We start from the raw sequence: 15,291 nt of genomic DNA, 5'->3' as shown, positions 1-15,291 counted from the left end.
TTAAATATAATATTTTTATAAAAAACTCCGATTATCGTTTTGATAATCGGAGTTTATATTTTTAAACCACAAAAGTCTCAAAAGCTGAAGAAGAAAATACTCTTCAATAAACACTCTTAATAAACTATACTTACTTTTGCAACTTTTGTGGTTAGAAATTCTTAATTATAGAATCTTAGAAACTTCATTACAAAGCCATTCCAACAACTCTCTGTCTTCGTCTGTAAACGGGTCAATTGTATGAGAATCAATATCGATTTGTCCGATATTTTGTCCGTCCTTAAAGATCGGAACTACAATTTCAGCTTTTGTATCAATTGAGCAGCTTAGATAATTGCTTTGTTCGTGAACATCAGGCACTACAAAAGTTTCATTGGAAACCGCAACCTGACCGCAAATTCCTTTTCCGTAAGGAATAATATCGTGATCTGTAGGGGCTCCAACATAAGGACCTAATTTCAATTCGTCTTTATCTCCGTTTTTGAAATAAAAACCCGTCCAGTTGAAATAAGAAATCTCCTGATCCAAAAGATGACAAACTTTTTCTAATTTTTCTTCTGTATTATGTTTAGGACTTTCAAGAATAGATGAAAGTCTTTTCTTTAATTCTGACATTTTAATTAAATTTTTTAAGAGAATTGTTTTAATGAAAGTTCTTCTTTATATCCGAACATTCCTCGCTCTTTTATCATTTCTGCAACACCATCAGGAAGTTGAGTTTCCCAACCTTTCATGTTACAAGCAATTTTCTTTAATATATCTCTTGAATAAATTTCCAGGAAATCGGGATTATGATTCTTAATATCAACAATACGATTATTCAGCTTGAAATATTTATACAATTCTTTAAGATTTTCTTCCACTTTAAGCGTTTCAGAATCTAACAATTCATGTGTCTCAGGATCTTTGTAAGGATAGAGATACACTCTCATTCCGTTTCTGAAGAATTTACCAAAAGCTTCCAAAATTCCACCTGAAAGATTTTTATAGTACTTCTCGTCAAATACCATCAATAGGTTATTTACACCCATTGCCACGCCAATATTTCCACTTGTATAAGACGCAAAATAATCAATCAATCGATAATATTCTGAGTAATTCGAAATAATAACTGTATAGCCTAATCTACCGAGGACATCTACCCTATCAAGGAAATCTCTTTCATCAATATCTCCGTCTGCACGAAGGTTTGAAATCGTAATTTCAATCAAAACTTCCGTTTCTTCATGGGTACAAACCGCATCTTTCAGGAACATATCCATACCGTTTTTCAGCATATCGATATTTACCTTTGTTACCGGTCTGAAACTTCCCCTTACCGCGAAAATATTTTTCTTGTACAAAACATCCGCCGGAAGCATATTGTTCCCTTCAGAATTGAAAATTACGGCATCCGTCATTCCGTTTTTCACTAACTGCAACGACATCAATCGGTTATCAACATAAGAAAATGCAGGACCACTGAAATCGATCATATCAATTTCAAGATTATCTTTTGCTACATCATCGTAAAGAGATTCGATTAATCTTCGTGGATTGTCAAAATAAGTGAAAGCACCGAAAATAAGATTCACTCCAAGATTTCCTAAAGTTTCCTGCTGCAAAGTCGCATCGTTTTCTTTGAATTTTACGTGAATTACAATCTCATTATAATCCTCATTTTCTTTTACCTGAAAACGAATTCCTACCCAACCATGACCTCTTACCGTCTTATCAAAATTGATGGTAGTCACCGTATTGGCATAAGAAAAAAACTTTCTGTTTGGGTTGTTTTCTCTGGAAATTCTTTCCTCAATTAAAGCCACTTCATAGCGAAGCATTTTGCGAAGTCTGTTTTGGGTAACATACCTGTTTTTTACTTCTTTTCCGTAGATCGCATCACTAAAATCTTTGTCGTAAGCAGACATTGCCTTAGCAATTGTACCTGAAGCTCCACCAGCTCTAAAAAAGTGTCGGACTGTCTCCTGCCCTGCTCCAATTTCTGCGAAAGTACCATAAATAGTAGGATCTAGATTAATTGTTAATGCTTTTTGTTTAGGAGTTAGTTTCTGATACATTAGGACATTAAATTTTTCGTAAATTTACCAAAATTAAACCAACCTCAAAAGAAAATGAAGTTGAAATTTTTAGGAACTGGAACTTCACAGGGTGTACCCGTTATTGGCTGCACTTGTGAGGTGTGTACTTCCGAAAATCCAAAAGATAAAAGATTCCGTTCGTCCGTAATTGTAACTACGGACGAAAACAGAAAAATATTGATTGATTGCGGCCCTGATTTTAGGCAACAAATGCTTATTAATCAAGAAAGTAATGTAGATATCGCACTTCTTACTCATGAACATAACGACCATGTCATTGGTTTGGATGACATGCGCCCGCTGATCTTTAAAAGTGGAAAAAATATGCCCCTTTATTGTTCTCAAAGAGTCGGACAAGAGGTAAAAAATCGTTTTCCCTATGCTTTTGCAGATGTAAGATATCCCGGAGCGCCTGCTTTTGATTTACATGAAATTGAAAATAAACCGTTCACAGTTTTAGATACCGAAATTACTCCGATTGAAGTGATTCATTATAAAATTACGGCGTTCGGGTATAAATTTAAAAACTCGGCTTATATTACCGATGCAGGCTTTATTTCAGACACGGAAAAAGAAAAATTAAGAAATCTTGATGTTTTAATTTTAAACTGTATCCGAAAATTTGATCCGCATCCGGCACATTTTATCCTTCCCGATGTTATTAATTTGTTTGAAGAGCTAAAACCTAAAAAATTATTTTTAACACACATCAGTCATCATTTAGGATTGCATAATATTGAAGATAAACAACTTCCACCCGGAATACACCTTGCCTACGATGGTTTGGAAATAAATTTCTAGAAAAAAGTTTGCAAAAACATTTGGAGTATAAAGAAAAGTTCCTATATTTGCACACCAATTAGAAACAAGGTAACACACCAGCCCAGGTGGCGGAATTGGTAGACGCGCTGGTCTCAAACACCAGTTCTTAGGAGTACCGGTTCGATCCCGGTCCTGGGTACAAAAAACCTCTGAAATAGATCATTTCAGAGGTTTTTGCTTTTTATATTTTTATACCAAAAAATTCAAACGTGTAAAATATCGTGTAAAAACATATTTTCTCTTCAATGCATAAATTCATTGATAAACAAATTCTTTTAATCAAAAATTAAGGCACATTTCAAATCTTAAGCAAAAAAAAAGAGACTACCAAAAGATAGTCTCTATAATAAATTTTAAATTGGATCACCACCAGGATCACCTATTGATTTACAAACTTCGCCCACAGGGGCACAATAATAAGGTACTCCTCGCGTACAGCATTTTCTGTATCCTACAAAACAATTCTGAACACAAACTTCGATTCCTCCATTAATAGAGATTAATCTTTTTCTGGAAAGTTTTCTTAAATTTTTCATGGTTATTAATTTTTGTGATTAATTACGTTAAAAACGCTGTAACAAGTTACTAATTAATTTAATACAATTCTAAAATTCGGGAAATAATTAACAAAAAGAAAATCCTCAGCAAAAAACTGAGGACTAATCGTAAAAATATATTGGTGTGTTTTTTCAATGTAAAATCCTCACAAAACTGCGAGGATTTTAATTTCATTTAATATTGTGTATGTGATTTGGTATTTATTCTTATTCAATTGCTGTGCCATAAAATTACATTTTACTTAAAATTTATTTTTTGTGGTATTTTTATTCTAATTTTAAGTATTACAATTTAAAATATTCACAATAATAAATTAAAACAACACTAATCATTCATTACCTCCACTTTAATTATCAATGCTAAAATCATTATTTTTAAAAAGTAAAAAAGTTTCTTTTACATCTTTCGGAGTTTCATTCTTCAAAATTCCTTTGTCATTAATAATTTTAAAAGTTTTTGCTGAAGCGGAAGAAATACTGTTAGAAAGACCATCAAACTGCTGCATTTCAGACAGACCTTGCATTTCATCAATTCGTCTCAAGATATGATCAGGATATGTTGGAGTTGTTTTTTGCAAATCTCCATACGTTCCCGGTAAAAAATCTTTAAGACTTTCGATCATTTCATCAACAATGCCATAATGAGAAGCACCCATCATGGCTTCAAAGAAAACAGCATTAATTCCTTTATTCACCATCGAAAATAACAATTTGTAAGCAGAGGCAGATTCTATTTTTTCGCCCGCATCTTTTAATTTAAATATTCCATCAAATAAAGCCAGCAGCAAACCTCTTTCCTTACCGCTAACGACTATCACCGCATCATTTTCCACACTTTTCGCAACTCCCATAATAGCTCCATTAATAAAAATTCCATTCTTAGAAGTTATGAGTGCTTCAATTTCTTTTGCTGATTGCGGAGTATTGGAATTGAGATCTACAAAGATTTGATTTCTTTCTGAATCCGACATATAATGAGAAACCTGTTCGGCAATCTGAATGCTACTTTTAGGACTGTTCACCGATAATATGATATCGCTTTGCTCCACCACATTTTGTAAAGCTCCCACATCCTTTATCTGAGATTTTTCGATATTTTCGAATGTCTGCGCAGACCGACCTTCACCCGCCGTAATGACTTCAAAATTATTTTTTATCAATACATCAGCAACTGCCGATCCCATATCTCCCGGAAATAACAATCCTATCACGGGTTTTACTTTCATCATACTTTATTCGATTTTAACCAAAGATATTAAAGTATTTCTGAAAAAGGCTTTACAACCACGCTAAAAATTCAGCAATCCATCTGTCAAACATTTCCATTGAATTTTGGCAAATCCCATCATGCCGCCGATTGAGATTATGATGTTTCGAAGCATGTCTAAAAATGACGCGTTAAAATTTGGAGTTTCATTTCTTCCATAAATTCCAGCTTCGATAAAATCATTTTTCTTAACGATTCTAAATGTCGAACTGGCTCTTGATGAATAAAAATGAGCAATTTTAAAACTTTTTCTTTTTTCTGGTTTCATCGTTGGTTTACATGTAATTATAATCTCATCATCGTCACTAAAAATACTGATTACCTGAACCCAATCGTAGCCTTTTGCTTCCAATTCACCTGGTCCGGGAATATCAATTCTGATAAAATCTCCTATTTCGCAAAATCGATTAACCTCATCTCCATACGCATCAAATAATTTAAAATCGGCAAAATCTTTATTACAATAGCTTTTCCATTGATTTACAGAAAATAATCTTTCCTTTAAAACTTCAAATTGCTTCTCACCAACTGCTTTATCAGCAAATGTTTTTCTACTTTCGGTATCATGAAATCCACCTTTTTTTTGCTCAGGAACTCCAGAAATTTTCTTCGCTTTCATTAGTTTAAAATTTTAAATTATTGAATTAAAGATGCTTTCAATCAAATTTAAAAATCAAAAAGACAAGGTTTTATGAGCGGAGTCATAATCAACAAAAAAAGCCACCATAAATGGTGACTTAAAAAAAAATTTGACAAAAATATTAATCTAACTTCCCTCCCAAAGCTTTAAACAACAGAACATTATTTCTCGTGTTCTGATGTCTGAACTGCAAGAGATCCAACTCTGCTTGCAATTTGCTTTTTTGGGAATTAATTAATTCAAAATAATTAGCATAACCCGTGACATACAAATCATTGGAAACCTCAACACCACGGTCGAGAAAGCCAACTTCTTCAGATTTTAGCTGTAAAACTCTTTCGTAAATTTTCGTTTGCTTTAAAATTGATTGAAGTTCATTGAATGCTGTAGTTACACTTTTCTGATAGGTTAAAAAAGCAATTTCCTGCTCTTTACTTGCCACATTGAATTCATATTTCAACTGGCCTTTATTAAAAACCGGAACCATTAAACCTCCCAATAATTGCCCGGCAAGCGAACTCGGATTAAAAAATGTACCTGCTGAAAAAGAATTCAGACCAAAACTTGCGCCCAGATCAATCTTTGGATAGAATGCCGCTCTTGCCGCTTTAGCATCAGCCTGAGAAGCTTCCAACACATAATAATTGGATGCCACATCAGGTCTGGAATGAATGACCTTTTCAACATTGATGTTTTTATTTAAAATTTCCATATTGGTGGGCATCAGCACGTTTCCGCGTTTGATCTCGCCGCCATAACTTCCCGTTAAGGTCGTGATCGCCTGCTCTACCGTAACAATTTCAACCTTAATATGTTCAATTTCTGCGAGCCAGTTGTTATTCTGAGCTTTAAATTGCTGAACCGCCAATTCTGTCGCTTTTCCGACTTCCCTTTGAGCTAAAACAATCTCGAACGCTCTCTGCTGAAGATTATAGTTTTTCTGATAGATCGCCAATCGGTTATCTAAAGTCACCAATTGATAATACAAATTGGCAATATCAGTGAATAATTCAACCTGTAAAAGCCGTAAACCTTCTGCCGAAGCCAGATATTTCTTCTGAGCGGCCAGCTTTTTATTTTTCAGTTTTCCCCAAGCATCGACTTCCCAACTGCTTCTTGCTCCCAACCAGTAATTTGGGGTAAAATCACGGTTGATTTTCTGATCTTCTGTGATGTTTTGTGAAAGATTGGTATCGTAATTTCCTACTCCATCCATCGTATATTTTCCGTAGCGGTCGCCTGAAGCTGTAGCTCCGATTTCCAGAGACGGCAAGAGATCCATTTTAGAACGCTGCAGAAAACTATTGGCAATATCAACACGCTGCTGAGCGATTTGAAAATCCTGATTCTCACGAACTACTTTATCAAAAAGTGCCAACAAATGTTCATCTTTAAAATATTCCTTTAAATTAATCTGCTGAAATTCGGAATTTTCGACAGTATTTTGTTTATTAACAATATGTTCAGGTAATTCTTTTGATTTTTTTAATTCCGTCACTTTTGGAACCGCACATGAAACTAAACTGAAAGCTGCGATTCCCAACATTATATTTCTATGATTTAATTTTTTCATCTTTCTTTTTATTTTCAAGTTTTGCAAAAAATATATACAATCCCGGAATGATGACCAATCCGAAAACGGTTCCGATCAACATTCCTCCCGCGGCAGCCGTACCAATGGAACGGTTCCCCACCGCTCCGGCTCCAGAAGCGATACATAAAGGAATTAATCCCGCGACAAAAGCAAAAGAAGTCATTAAAATCGGGCGAAGACGCTGTTTTGCTCCCTCAATGGCAGCAGGAATAATATCAAAGCCTTCTTTATTTCGGGCAACGGCAAACTCTACAATCAGGATGGCATTTTTAGCTAAAAGTCCGATCAACATTACCAAAGCCACCTGCGCATAAATGTTATTATCTAAACCTGCTAAAACCAACGCGATATATGAACCGAAAATTCCGGTTGGCAGACTTAATAAAACAGGCATCGGAAGAAGGAAACTCTCATATTGAGCTGCTAAAAGAAGATACACGAAAAGAAGACAGATCATGAAAATATAGATCGTCTGATTTCCTGATAAAATTTCTTCTCTAGTCATTCCAGACCATTCAATATCAAAACCTTTAGGAAGGGTTTCTTTCGCAATTCTTTCCACCGCTGCGATGGCATCTCCTGAACTGTATCCTTCAGCAGCTTCACCATTAATCATCGCTGACAAATACATATTATATCGCGTTAAAACTTCAGGCCCATACACTTTTTCAATCGTAATAAATGTTGAGAAGGGAACCATTTCACCTTTATCGTTTTTCAGATATAAATTCAGAATACTCTGGGGTGTATCACGATGCTCCGGACTTGCCTGAACCATCACTTTGTACATCTGGCTGAACCTGATAAAATTGGTCGCATAATAAGAACCCAACATGGTTTGAAGGGTCGACATCGCATTATCTACGGAAACCCCTTTCTTGGCCGCCATATCATAATCAATATTAATCATGTATTGGGGGAAAGTAGCATCAAAACTGGTAAAGTTGTTTTTAAGCTCAGGCGATTCATTCAGCTTTTTAACAAAATCTTTTGTGATCTTATCTGTATTTTCTACTGTTCCGCCGGTTCTGTCCAATAATCTTAGTTCAAAACCACTGGTATTACCAAAACCGGGAACCGTTGGTGGTGCAAAAATCTCAATCTGAGCATCCGAAATTCCTTTTGTTTTTTCTGAAAGCTCCGCAATAAAATCATTAACGGAAATATCTCTTTGTTTCCAGTCTTTAAGATTAATCATCGCCATTCCGTAGGAAGAACCTGCAATTTCCGTCACAATGCTGTATCCAGCCAAAGTGGTCACGTTTTCTACCCCTTTGATCTTCTTGGCAATTGTAGTCACCTCATCCAACACCTTTTCGGTTCTTTCCACCGTTGCTCCCTGAGGAGTGGTAACACTTACATAAGCCATTCCCTGATCTTCCATCGGGATAAATCCTGTTGGTAAAAATCTACTGGTAAGCGCTGTTAATACAATAAACAGGAATAATAATCCAAAAGTAACCACAGTTCTTGTCGCAAATTTGGACAAAATGCTTACATATCGGTTGGCTAATTTATCAAACCCTCTATTGAAACTTTCGAAGAATTTATCAACAATATTTTTCTTTTTATGATGATTGTGAGGTTTTAAAATAATAGCGCAAAGTGCAGGAGTCAGCGTTAACGCATTCACCCCCGAAATCACAATACTGATCGCCAATGTTAAAGAAAATTGTCGGTAAAAAACTCCAACCGGACCATCCAGAAACGCCACCGGAATAAATACGGCAGACATTACAATCGTAATCGCCACAACGGCTCCTGCAATTTCTTTTGTAGCACTAATTGTTGCTTCCAATGGCTGCATACCTTCTTCCATCTTTACGTGAACAGCCTCGACGACGACAATGGCATTATCGACTACAATACCGATGGCCAACACTAAAGCAAATAAAGTCAGTAGGTTGACGGAGAAATCCAACATATTCATGAAAGCAAAAGTTCCCACCAATGCCACCGGAACGGCTAGAACCGGAATTAAGGTGGAACGCCAATCCTGAAGAAAAATAAACACCACAATTCCCACCAGAATAAAGGCTTCAACAAGCGTTGTTAGTACCGCACTGATCGAGGCATCCAAAAAACGGGAGACATCATACGCCATATTGTATTCCATGCCGGGAGGAAAAGAAGATACCTTCAATTCTTCCATTTTTGCCTTCACACTTTCGATTACTTCAGATGCATTGGAACCGGGACGCTGCTTCATCATAATCGATGCAGAAGGCCTTCCGTCGGTTTTGGAAACCATTCCGTAGTTCATAGCGCCAAATTCTACTTTCGCAATATCTTTAAGCTTTAAAATAGTTCCGTTTTCATCTGCTCGAATCGGAACTTCTTCATACTGTTTAGGCTCATAAAATTTACCTTTATATTTAATTACATATTGCAGCTGACTTGAAGTTTTCCCGGACGTCTCCCCTACTTTTCCGGGAGCTGCAGAAATATTCTGTTTTTGCAAAGAAGCAATGACTTCATCTGCCGAAATACGGTAGGCTGCCATCTTCTGAGGATCAAGCCATACTCTCATCGAATATTCTTTCTGCCCCATAATTTCTGCGCGTCCTACTCCATCAATACGTTTCAATTCCTGAAGAACATTAATATCTGTAAAGTTGTAAATAAACTGCTCATCCTGGCTTGGGTCTGTACTGGTGATATTCAAATACATCAACATACTGTTCACCTCTTTTTCCGTGGTAACACCCGCCCGGATTACCTCTTCCGGCAATTCATCCAAAATGGTTGTCACCCTGTTCTGAACGTTTACCGCAGCAACATCGGGATCAACCCCCACTTCAAAGAAAACCTGAATTAATGTTAATCCATCATTGGAAGTTACCGTTGACATATACGTCATTCCGGGAACCCCGTTAATTGCTCTCTCCAAAGGAAGCGCCACTGCATTCGCCGAAACCTCAGCATTGGCTCCCGTATATTTTGCTGTTACCGTTACGGAAGGCGGCACAATATCGGGAAATTGGGTAATCGGCATCTTCATCAATGCCATAATTCCCATCAAAACAAAAAATATGGAAATAACCAGCGAAAGAACCTTTCGCCTTATAAACATTTCTACCATCGCTATTTGATTTAAATTGTATGAAAGATTAAAGCTTCTTTTTAATGTTAACCATATCACCGTCTTTCAAAGACTGTGTTCCTTCATAAATGATCAAATCGCCATTTTTCAGACCGCCATCCACCAAATAAGAATCTCTTAAAGTGCTCGCAATCTGAATATTGGTCATTTTTACTTTATTTTTACCATCCACGGTAAAAACATACGTTTTATCCTGAATGGAGAACGTAGATTTTTGTGGAATTAAAATAGCATCCGGTTGATTTTCAGAAATAATCAATTTTCCGGACGTTCCGTGCTTTATTAAATGTTTCGGATTCGGAAAAGCTACTTTATATTGAATGGAACCGGTGGCTCTGTCGATATCTCCGTCAGCAGTTTTCAACGTTCCGTTGTACTGGTAGTGGGCGCCGTTCGGAAGAGTAAGTGTGATACTCTGCTGTTTTCCTAATTTGTCATTCGCCAACATTTCGAAATATAAGTTTTCAGGAATTGAAAAGTAAGCATACACTTCATCCAATTGAGAAAGCGTAGTTAAAAGCGAACCGTTTTCCACCAGACTTCCATCTTTAAAAGGTATAACATCGATTACTCCGTCAAAAGGGGCTACTAGATTGGTAAAACTGATCTTTTGTAAAACCGTTTTCTTCTCAGCATCTGCATAAGCGCGCTTTGCTTTTGCTGAAGAAAGTCTTGCTTTCACCATCTCAAGCTCGTTATTGGCAACAAATTTTTTCGCGTGTAAACTTTCGATCTGTTTCAATTCTACTTCTGCAATTCGAACATCGGCATCGGCCTGTTTTAGAGCTGCATTTGCCTTTAAAAGATCCATTTGAAGTTCAGAATCATTGATTTTAAATAAAGGCTGTCCTTTCTTCACAAACTGACCTTCATTCACATACATTTTTTGAATAATTCCCGCAATTCGGGAACGGATCTCTACATTTTTCTTTGCCTGAATATCAGTTACAAACTGATTGCTCACCAGCGTATCTTTCACTTTTACTTTAAGGACAGGAACATCCTTTATTTGCTTATCATTTGTTTTTTTCGCTTTACTGCATGACACAGCGAATAATATTGCCGTACAGCAAATTATTATATTTTTTAAATACATCTTAGGTATATTAAGTTATAAAATTTGGTTGAAATAAACTGATTTTTAATAACTTAACTAATAGAGCTGGAGGAGATGCAGAAAAGATTTAACCCCACAAACGATAGTCACGGAAATAACAGGAAGCGTAATCTTCTGAACAACTTTAATCGTTTTGAAAGTAGCTTCTGTGTAATATTCTTCTCTTTTTTGTGCTAGATATTTTACAACTTTTGAAGTGGCAGGCACTGCCTTGGCATTCATATCTGCCTGTTCGTAGACATCAAGAACGCAAATATTGGTGATCGGCGGTATGCAAGGAAGTTTATTTAATGATTTTTCTGCCCATCTCGAGTTGAAAAGGGTGAAAACCAACATAAAATAAAAAAATATATACGACCTCAGACTTGCCATGCCAAATCAGAACATTTCGTTTTTTTCGAATAAAAACTGTGAATAGGGCAAAAATAGGGATTTTTTGAGGAGAAGGGAGAAAGATTTATGTTAAAAAAACTTAAACTTGGTATATATTATTGGTTGATAGTTTCTAGTTAATGGATATAATTTCGTTTTGCAATCTATCAACTAAAAACCATCAACTATAATTTAGCTTAATTTTCCTTTACAGCTTTTCCATATACTTTCAGCGCCCTTTTTCTTGCGAAAGTATGTTCAACGATTGGATTAGGATTATTAATTTCATCCTGAGAGAGCCAAGTTTTGATGTATTTTAAATCTTTATCAAATTTTTTAGTTTGCTCTGAAGGATTAAAAACCCTGAAATAAGGAGCAGCATCACATCCACAACCTGCCGCCCATTGCCAGTTTCCGTTGTTTGATGACAATTCGTAATCGAGTAATTTTTCGGCAAAATAAGCTTCACCCCAACGCCAGTCGATCAAAAGATGCTTGGTTAAAAAACTGGCGACAACCATTCGTACTCTGTTGTGCATAAATCCGGTTTCGTTCAGTTGACGCATTCCGGCATCTACAATGGGATATCCCGTTTTTCCTTCACACCAGCGTTTGAATTCCTTTTCATCATTTCGCCAGGCGATATTTTCATATTTTTCTTTAAAAGAATGATAAACCACTTTCGGGAAGTGATATAAAATCTGTATGAAAAACTCTCTCCAAATCAATTCTTTCAGCCATGTTTGATTATGCTGAGCTGCAAATTCCACACATTCACGAATGGAAATTGTTCCGAATCGCAGCGCAACTCCTAAATGCGTCGTGTGATCCAATGCAGGAAAATCTCTGTATTGATCATAATCATTAATAATTTTCTTTTCTAATGTTGGCTTTTTGAATTCAATTTCAGTTTTTTCAAAGCCAATATTTTTAAGTGAGAGTAATTTTGGTGCAGAATACTGTAGAAATTGAGAAAAATCTATTGTAAAGGTTTCAATTTTATTTTGGTGAAAATTTTCAAGCCATTTTTTAGAATAAGGTGTAAAGACGGTATAAGGATTTCCGTTATTTTTTACCACCTCTTCTTTTTCAAAGATTACCTGATCTTTACAATCATTAAACTCAATATTATTTTTAATCAACAAATCTTTGATCTCCTGATCTCGATTTATTGCTTGTGGTTCATAATCTCGGTTACAGAAAACAGCTTCCACATCATACTCTTTCATCAATTTTTTAAAAACATCTAAAGGTTTTCCTTTAAAAGTTGAAAGTCCGCTTTTGTGAGATTTTAACTCATGATGGATTTTCTCCAAAGCCTGGTGAAAATAATCAACTCTCCTATCCGATTTATTTTCAAGCTGATCTAAAATTTCTGTATCAAATATAAAAATTGGCAACACTTTCAGTCCGGATTTCAACGCATGATGCAAACCTGCATTATCATTCAATCTTACATCTCTGCGAAACCAAAAAATAACAATTTTTTCCATATTAATGATTAAAACGTTCTTCTAGGATTTTGTACCGATAATTAAAAATATCTTCCAGTTTCTTTTTCACCAAAATAGTATGCGCAATTTCTCCTAAAAAGCCTAAAGGGAGTTCATAATCAACCGTATCTTTCATTAAAACGCCATTTTCATTTTCAATAAATTCATGATGATGATGCCAAAGCTTATAAGGTCCTTTTTTCTGGAAATCAATAAAACTTTTCTGAAAATCAACTTTGAGAATCTCCGTCTGCCATTTCATTTTAATTCCAAACAAAGGCGAAACAAAATAATCGATAATCATTCCTTCATAAATCTTATCGTTTTCAAACTTCGTTAAAACGATGAATTTCATATCTTTTGGAGTAATTTCTGAAAGATTATTGGCAGAAGAAAAAAATTTCCAGGCCGTTTGGATGTCGCAATTTAATTGCTGCTCGCGATACAGTTGATGCTTCATTGATAAAATATTATTTTTCTTTAACAACAAAAATAAAACCGCTTCTCACGAAACGGTTTTTAAAATTATTATTTTTTAATGAATTTAAACGTTTTGCCGTTACTCAGTTTTAAAATATAACCACCGTTATTTAATTTTTCAATATTAATAACCTCATTTTGAGAAATATTTCCTGACAACACATTCCTGCCTTCAACATTATAAATTTCAAATTTTTCTTTTGTAGAAAGTCCTGAAAGTTTTATAAAATCTTGTGAAGGATTAGTATATAATGAGATTTTTTTTGCTGCTTTACGAGTTTCTCCCGTAGAAAGTGTAGAGGTAAAAGTAATTGGAGCACTGAAATTCTGTATAGCAGCTCCGCTTCCCTGTGCTGTTCTCCAAGAAAAATTATATGTTCCGATCGTAGAAGGATTTTTGATTAACCCTGAAACAATGATCTGAATTTGTGCTCCTGCAGGAATTGCTACTCCTGAAGTTCCACCGCTTGTCGAAAGCTGGATACCGGAAGCCCACGCTCCTCCTACACTTCCAAATGAAGTATTACAAGGATATGTCACCCCATTTACCTTAAAAGTGACATACGGATTTAGGTTTGCTCCTCCGGAAACGATTTGCGATATTGACGGATAGCCAGAAGGAAGCCCTAAAAAGAATACATTTGGCGTATTGGTTCCTGTTCCGATCGCCTGAGATGTTGTATACGTAAAAGTATACACTGCCGGCTGACCCAGGTCGTTATTACTTACCGAAAGAGTTTGTGCAATAGAAAAATTAAAGTTTAATAATAATCCTAAAATTAGCAAATAAAAATGCTTGTTCATAAAGTATATTTAAATATTTTTTTTGAGACACATACCACAAAAATCCTTTATTCATAGTATTTACAAAAGATTTAAGGGTCGCAAAAGTAGTATTTAAATAACAATATTTAAACATTTAAGATTATAAAGAAATAACAAAAATCGTAACTCTCACAAACCTATAAATTTAGAGAGTATTAAATTTTCATGAAAGATTTTAAAATTTAAATTATTTATAATGTAAAAATATCCCAGAATCAGTTGGTGTCCAAAATGCTGCTTTTTGTCCGGCAGCTTTCAGAGCATCATTAGCCCAGGTATTACAAGTATTGAGAAAGCTATATTTTCCTTTGGCATCATAAAATGCGTCGTTATCGCTGTAAACCGCATTGGTAGGAATCAAAATAAAATTTCCGTTTTGATCTTTATCGAATTTATCATCCACAAACGTTACCAATTTTTTGTACTCATCACGGCTGATCATAATCTTCTTGCAATCATCACCTTCCTTCATAACTTTATAATAGGTACAATGCATCGCAGATTCGCTTAACCAGAATGCCGCTTTAAATGCTGTTGAAAATTTCAGATCTGCCCAAGTTGGTGTATCAAGATAAAAACCTTTATCGCCCCAACCGACGCCGACATAATTGTAATCTGTTCTTTTAGAAAGTGTATTAGTAAAAGGAATTTTCGTACTCCAGTCTTCCAGATCATTTTTCACGGGCATCACAATATCCGTATGAACCCCGTTGGTATAAATATAAATCGGAATTTCTTTTTTCTGTCCATCATCTTTTGCCGAAACTTCAATGAAAGGTAAAAGGTAGCCCAGAGCAACATACAGAACAACAATTCCTAAAATAATTCCTATTGTTTTTATTAAAAGGATGAACATTTTTCTCACCGTGAGATTTAATTTAAGATTAATAAAACTTAATTTGTAATTTTTAGTAAAAGTATTTGTTTTAATCGAAAAAATCAC

General features: G+C 35.3%; 14 protein-coding genes and 1 tRNA gene. 2 read left to right on the top strand and 13 right to left on the bottom strand.

The genetic code is table 11. From position 1 onward, the window contains the following. Positions 1-165: 165 nt before the first annotated feature. Together OXQ85_RS13545 and OXQ85_RS13540 are read right to left on the bottom strand one after the other, a co-directional pair. Positions 166-615, bottom strand: coding sequence for a GAF domain-containing protein (locus tag OXQ85_RS13545; protein WP_267405205.1), 450 nt, complete (start codon positions 613-615; stop codon positions 166-168). A gap of 14 nt (positions 616-629) precedes the next feature. After that, positions 630-2,057 carry a TonB-dependent receptor gene (locus OXQ85_RS13540; RefSeq protein WP_267405204.1) on the bottom strand — a complete coding sequence of 476 codons (1,428 nt, stop codon included), beginning with the start codon at positions 2,055-2,057 and terminating at the stop codon, positions 630-632. 54 nt (positions 2,058-2,111) lie between these two features. Here OXQ85_RS13540 and OXQ85_RS13535 point away from each other — a divergent pair, with 54 nt between their 5' ends. Together OXQ85_RS13535 and OXQ85_RS13530 are read left to right on the top strand one after the other, a co-directional pair. Beyond that, positions 2,112-2,879 (top strand): MBL fold metallo-hydrolase, encoded by a 768-nt coding sequence (locus OXQ85_RS13535; protein ID WP_267405203.1) that lies wholly within the window; start codon positions 2,112-2,114, stop codon positions 2,877-2,879. 80 nt (positions 2,880-2,959) lie between these two features. Next, a tRNA-Leu gene (locus OXQ85_RS13530) sits at positions 2,960-3,039 on the top strand. Positions 3,040-3,253: 214 nt separating this feature from the next. On the opposite strand, the gene OXQ85_RS13525 is transcribed toward OXQ85_RS13530, so the two are convergent. From OXQ85_RS13525 to OXQ85_RS13475, 11 genes are all read right to left on the bottom strand, one after another. Further along, complete coding sequence (locus OXQ85_RS13525) at positions 3,254-3,436, bottom strand: hypothetical protein (protein WP_267405202.1); 183 nt, start codon at positions 3,434-3,436, stop codon at positions 3,254-3,256. 368 nt (positions 3,437-3,804) lie between these two features. Next, on the bottom strand, positions 3,805-4,686 hold the full coding sequence (locus OXQ85_RS13520; protein ID WP_267405201.1) for an NAD(P)-dependent oxidoreductase: 882 nt from the start codon (positions 4,684-4,686) through the stop codon (positions 3,805-3,807). Between the two features lie 60 nt (positions 4,687-4,746). Next, positions 4,747-5,343 carry a hypothetical protein gene (locus OXQ85_RS13515; RefSeq protein WP_267405200.1) on the bottom strand — a complete coding sequence of 199 codons (597 nt, stop codon included), beginning with the start codon at positions 5,341-5,343 and terminating at the stop codon, positions 4,747-4,749. Between the two features lie 142 nt (positions 5,344-5,485). Beyond that, positions 5,486-6,937 carry an efflux transporter outer membrane subunit gene (locus tag OXQ85_RS13510; RefSeq protein WP_267405199.1) on the bottom strand — a complete coding sequence of 484 codons (1,452 nt, stop codon included), beginning with the start codon at positions 6,935-6,937 and terminating at the stop codon, positions 5,486-5,488. Further along, positions 6,918-10,040: an efflux RND transporter permease subunit gene (locus OXQ85_RS13505; protein WP_267405198.1), complete on the bottom strand. Its 3,123-nt coding sequence runs from the start codon at positions 10,038-10,040 to the stop codon at positions 6,918-6,920. Before OXQ85_RS13505 ends, OXQ85_RS13510 begins: the two co-directional genes overlap by 20 nt. A 28-nt stretch (positions 10,041-10,068) precedes the next feature. Further along, positions 10,069-11,109 (bottom strand): efflux RND transporter periplasmic adaptor subunit, encoded by a 1,041-nt coding sequence (locus OXQ85_RS13500; protein WP_267405197.1) that lies wholly within the window; start codon positions 11,107-11,109, stop codon positions 10,069-10,071. A gap of 105 nt (positions 11,110-11,214) precedes the next feature. Beyond that, positions 11,215-11,514 carry a hypothetical protein gene (locus OXQ85_RS13495; protein ID WP_267405196.1) on the bottom strand — a complete coding sequence of 100 codons (300 nt, stop codon included), beginning with the start codon at positions 11,512-11,514 and terminating at the stop codon, positions 11,215-11,217. A gap of 233 nt (positions 11,515-11,747) precedes the next feature. After that, entirely contained in the window at positions 11,748-13,043 is a 1,296-nt protein-coding gene (locus tag OXQ85_RS13490; RefSeq protein ID WP_267405195.1) for a deoxyribodipyrimidine photo-lyase, read from the bottom strand. Position 13,044: 1 nt separating this feature from the next. Beyond that, the gene (locus OXQ85_RS13485; RefSeq protein ID WP_267405194.1) at positions 13,045-13,503 is read right to left on the bottom strand and encodes an SRPBCC family protein; all 459 of its coding nucleotides are present in this window, start codon (positions 13,501-13,503) and stop codon (positions 13,045-13,047) included. Positions 13,504-13,571: 68 nt separating this feature from the next. Then, positions 13,572-14,327, bottom strand: a complete 756-nt coding sequence (locus OXQ85_RS13480; RefSeq protein WP_267405193.1) for a T9SS type A sorting domain-containing protein — start codon at positions 14,325-14,327, stop codon at positions 13,572-13,574. A gap of 208 nt (positions 14,328-14,535) precedes the next feature. Continuing rightward, the gene (locus OXQ85_RS13475; protein ID WP_267405192.1) at positions 14,536-15,213 is read right to left on the bottom strand and encodes a TIGR02117 family protein; all 678 of its coding nucleotides are present in this window, start codon (positions 15,211-15,213) and stop codon (positions 14,536-14,538) included. Positions 15,214-15,291: the final 78 nt, after the last annotated feature.

The organism is Chryseobacterium sp. GM_Chr_2 (assembly GCF_026540445.1).
Taxonomy (GTDB): Bacteria; Bacteroidota; Bacteroidia; order Flavobacteriales; family Weeksellaceae; genus Chryseobacterium.
Note: the sequence above shows the minus strand (reverse complement) of the source record. Positions and strands in the feature narration are given on the sequence as shown.